Raw genomic sequence first — 3,420 nt, 5'->3', positions numbered from 1 at the left:
CCGCGGGGACGTCGAAGGGGTGCCCCTTGCCGGTGCGGAGCCCGGCTGCGGCCAGGTCGGCGGCCAGGTCGTCGTCGGTGCGTTGCGGACCGAGCCGGGTGATCAGTTCGATGGCGGCGGTGGGGGTGCGTGTGCCGCGGTCGAGGCTGATCTGGTCGGTGGCGCCGGTGTGCCAGCGGATCCCGACCCGGGCTTGGTGGCGGTCGGTCTCGGGGAGCAGGGTGACGTCCGCGATCAGTGTGCGGAGCAGGCGTTTGCGGTCCCGGTCGTCGGTGTCGGGGGCGTGCCACAGTCCGGGCAGGTCGGCGGCCAGCGCCTGCAGGGCGGCGGGTTCGGGCAGCGGCGGCCGGGCCCGGCGGACCGTTTCCAGGGCGGTTTCAGCCTCGGTGACGGCGGCGAGTCGGGCCTCCCAGCGGGTCTCCAGGGTGCGGGCGACCAGCCGGTTTTCCGGTTCGACCCGGTGGAAGGCCCGTTCGGCGCGGTCGGCGTCGTAGCGGGCGCGTTCCACGGCGAGCTCGGCGGCGCGGTGAGCGCGGGTGTGTCGGTCGGTGACCTCATCGGCGGCGGCGAGGGCGAGGTTGATCTGTTCGGGTGACAGGGCGGCCAGCAGCCGTCGGGTGACCGCGTCATCGACGGTGTGGGCCGCGATCGACCGGCAGGTGGGGGTGGCCTGCTGGTCCGCGCGGGACGCGGAGCATTCATACGCGGCCCGGCCACCGCGGTGGTAGCGGGTGGTCATCGGCCGGCCGCACGACCCGCACAGGATGATCCCTTGGCACAGGGCCAGTCCTTCTCGGGGCGGCCGGGCCCCGCGGTGGGTGCAGTTCGCTTCCAGTTTCGCCTGGTGGTCCTCGAAGTCCTGCCAGGTGATGTAACCGGGATGATGATTGTGGATCACTACTGGCCACTGGGCTCGGGGCCGCCGGACGACGCCGGTGTGCACCTGGCCGTCGGGGTCGACCCGCCGCCGGGTCGCGTACCGGCCGAACACGTAACTGCCGGCGTAGCAGGGGTTGTTCAGCACGCCGAGGACCCGGGCGTGGGTCAGCCGGCCCCAGCGCAGCTGACCGGCCCACACCCCACCGAAGGCGCGCAGCGGGAATCGGCGGCCCACGAACGCGGTGACCACCGCGTAGGCCGACCCGCCGGCGGTGAACGCGGCGAAGACGTCCCGGATCGCCGCCTGCACCTCCACGTCCGGGTCCATCACACAGGCACCGTCGTCGTAGACGTAGCCGACCGGCAGCGGGAACCGCAACTCGCCGCGTTCGGCGGCGGCCCGCTTGGCTCCGTGCAGCCGACCGGCCAGCAGGTGCAGCTCGGCTTCGGACATACTGCCCTTGAGTCCGAGCAGGAGCCGGTCGTTGATGTCCGCCAGGTCGTAGACGCCGTCGGTGTCGACCAGCAGCGTGTCGGTGAGGCGGGCCAGTTCCAGCAGCCGGGCGACGTCCGCCGAGGAGCGGGCCAGCCGGGACACCTCCAACCCGAAGATCGCTCCGGTTTCGCCCAGGCAGACCCGGGCCACCAGGTCCCGGAACCCCTCGCGGGCCGCGCCGAACCGGCCCGAGACACCCAGATCGGCGTCGATCACGGTGATATTCGCACGGGCCCAGCCCAGCCGGACCGCCTCGTCGGCCAGGGCATACTGCCGGGCGGTGGACTCGGTGTGTTCCCGTACCTGCGCGAGCGTGGACTGGCGCAGGTAGACGATCGCCCGTCGTTCCCGATGCGAACCGCGAATCTTGTGCTCGCCGTTCACGCCTGCCTCCCAGCACGGACTCGACCATGTTGGCGACCGTCATCACGGCCTCGCGGCACAGGCTGTCCATCCCGGGCACGGCACCTCGTTTCCGCCCGTCCCCGAGCAACCGCGCGCCTGACCCTTCCCATCAGGATCCGCTTCCGCCCACCGTCGCGCGACGGCGCGGCAGCGCGTCCACCAGCGCCCGCGCAGCGGTCAGACCCTCGACAGACAACCGGTGCTCGAACGGTTGCGGGCCGCGGTCGGTCCACTCCTGCGGCAGGGTCACACTCCGTGAGATACCGTCTGCACAGACGAAGACCGCCGCCCCCGCCCGTCGTTTCATGAACAGAACCTCCACCCGCCGGCCCGCCAGCGGGTGGAACGGATGCGTGACCACGAGAAAACCCAAAGATTCTCTAGCCTGTGCGGCTCTATGCAACGACCGTGCCGGTGATCCGGGACCGGGCCTCGCAGGCCGTGGTGCTCAACGCGTTGGAGCCTGAATGGGAGGCCCGGTTCGAGCCGCGAAGCTACGGCTTCCGACCCGGCCGGGGCTGTCACGACGCGATCGAGGCGATCTTCGCAGTCGCCAAAGGGCCGAACCCGAAACGGGCGTGGGTCCTGGACGCGGACCTGACAGCGGCGTTCGACCGGATCGACCATGCCCGGCTTCTGGCTCACCTGCACGGCTTCCCTGCCAAGGGGCGCATTGCCAGGTGGCTGTCAGCCGGGGTGATCGAACACGGCGAATTCGCTCCATCCGAAGAGGGCACCCCGCAAGGCGGGGTCGTCAGTCCCTTGCTGATGAACATCGCGTTGCACGGGATGGAGACCGCCGCCGGAGCCCGATACCGAACGGCCCCGAGCCATCGGGGCCGTTCGGTGCCGGGAACACCGGTGCTCATCAGGTACGCCGATGACCTGGTCGCTCTGTGCCACTCCAGGCAGCAGGCCGAACAGGTCAAGGCGCGTCTCGCGGCGTGGCTGGCGCCCCGGGGGCTGTCGTTCAACGAGGACAAGACGCAGATCGTGCACCTGTCCGCGGGGGTCGACTTCCTGGGTTTCAACATCCGCCACTACCCCAACGGGAAGCTCCTGATTAAGCCTTCGAAGGCGGCGGTCAAGCGGTTCCGGACGAGGCTGCGCACCGAGGTGCGCAACCTTCGCGGCGCCAACAGTCTCGCAGTGATCACCAAGCTGAACCCGATCCTGCGCGGCTGGGCCGCCTACTACCGGACCGCCGTGTCCAAACAGGTGTTCGGCTCGATCGATCACACCTTGGTGTGGACGATGCTCAAGTGGGGCCGACACCGGCATGAAACGAAGTCGTACCGATGGATCGTGAACCGCTACTTTGGGCGGTTCCACCCCACCAGGCAGGACCGTTGGGTGTTCGGCGATCGGGAAACCGGCGCCTGCCTGACGAAACTGTCCTGGACGCCCATCCGCCGCCACCAGATGGTCAACGCCGACGCGTCCCCGGACGACCCGACCTTGGCCAACTACTGGAAGCGGCGCCGACAACGCCGACCGCCACCGGACACGATCAGCACCGCTCCACCGCCTTACCGACCTCGACGCCCACAGGGACTTGCTTGAGCCGGATGCCGGGAAACCGGCACGTCCGGTTCTGAGGGGGCCCCGACGCAGCAATGCGTCGGGGCTACCCGACGGCG

The 3,420-nt window shown here is 70.1% G+C and carries 3 protein-coding genes; 1 reads left to right on the top strand and 2 read right to left on the bottom strand.

Features of this window, described 5'->3' with window-relative positions; all coding sequences use genetic code 11:
• A partial coding sequence (locus AC08OP_RS21955) for a recombinase family protein (RefSeq protein ID WP_476615913.1) occupies nucleotides 1–1,759 on the bottom strand: 1,759 nt, incomplete at its 3' end.
• A gap of 130 nt (nucleotides 1,760–1,889) precedes the next feature.
• Nucleotides 1,890–2,141 carry a DUF5372 family protein gene (locus AC08OP_RS21950; RefSeq protein WP_476615912.1) on the bottom strand — a complete coding sequence of 84 codons (252 nt, stop codon included), beginning with the start codon at nucleotides 2,139–2,141 and terminating at the stop codon, nucleotides 1,890–1,892.
• A 26-nt stretch (nucleotides 2,142–2,167) separates the two neighbouring features.
• On the opposite strand from AC08OP_RS21950, the gene AC08OP_RS21945 reads away from it, so the two are divergent.
• Nucleotides 2,168–3,343: a reverse transcriptase domain-containing protein gene (locus AC08OP_RS21945; protein ID WP_476615911.1), complete on the top strand. Its 1,176-nt coding sequence runs from the start codon at nucleotides 2,168–2,170 to the stop codon at nucleotides 3,341–3,343.
• Nucleotides 3,344–3,420 lie beyond the last annotated feature (77 nt).

This window comes from Frankia sp. CeRuru1 (assembly GCF_977966315.1).
This window is presented reverse-complemented; position numbering and strand designations above follow the sequence as displayed.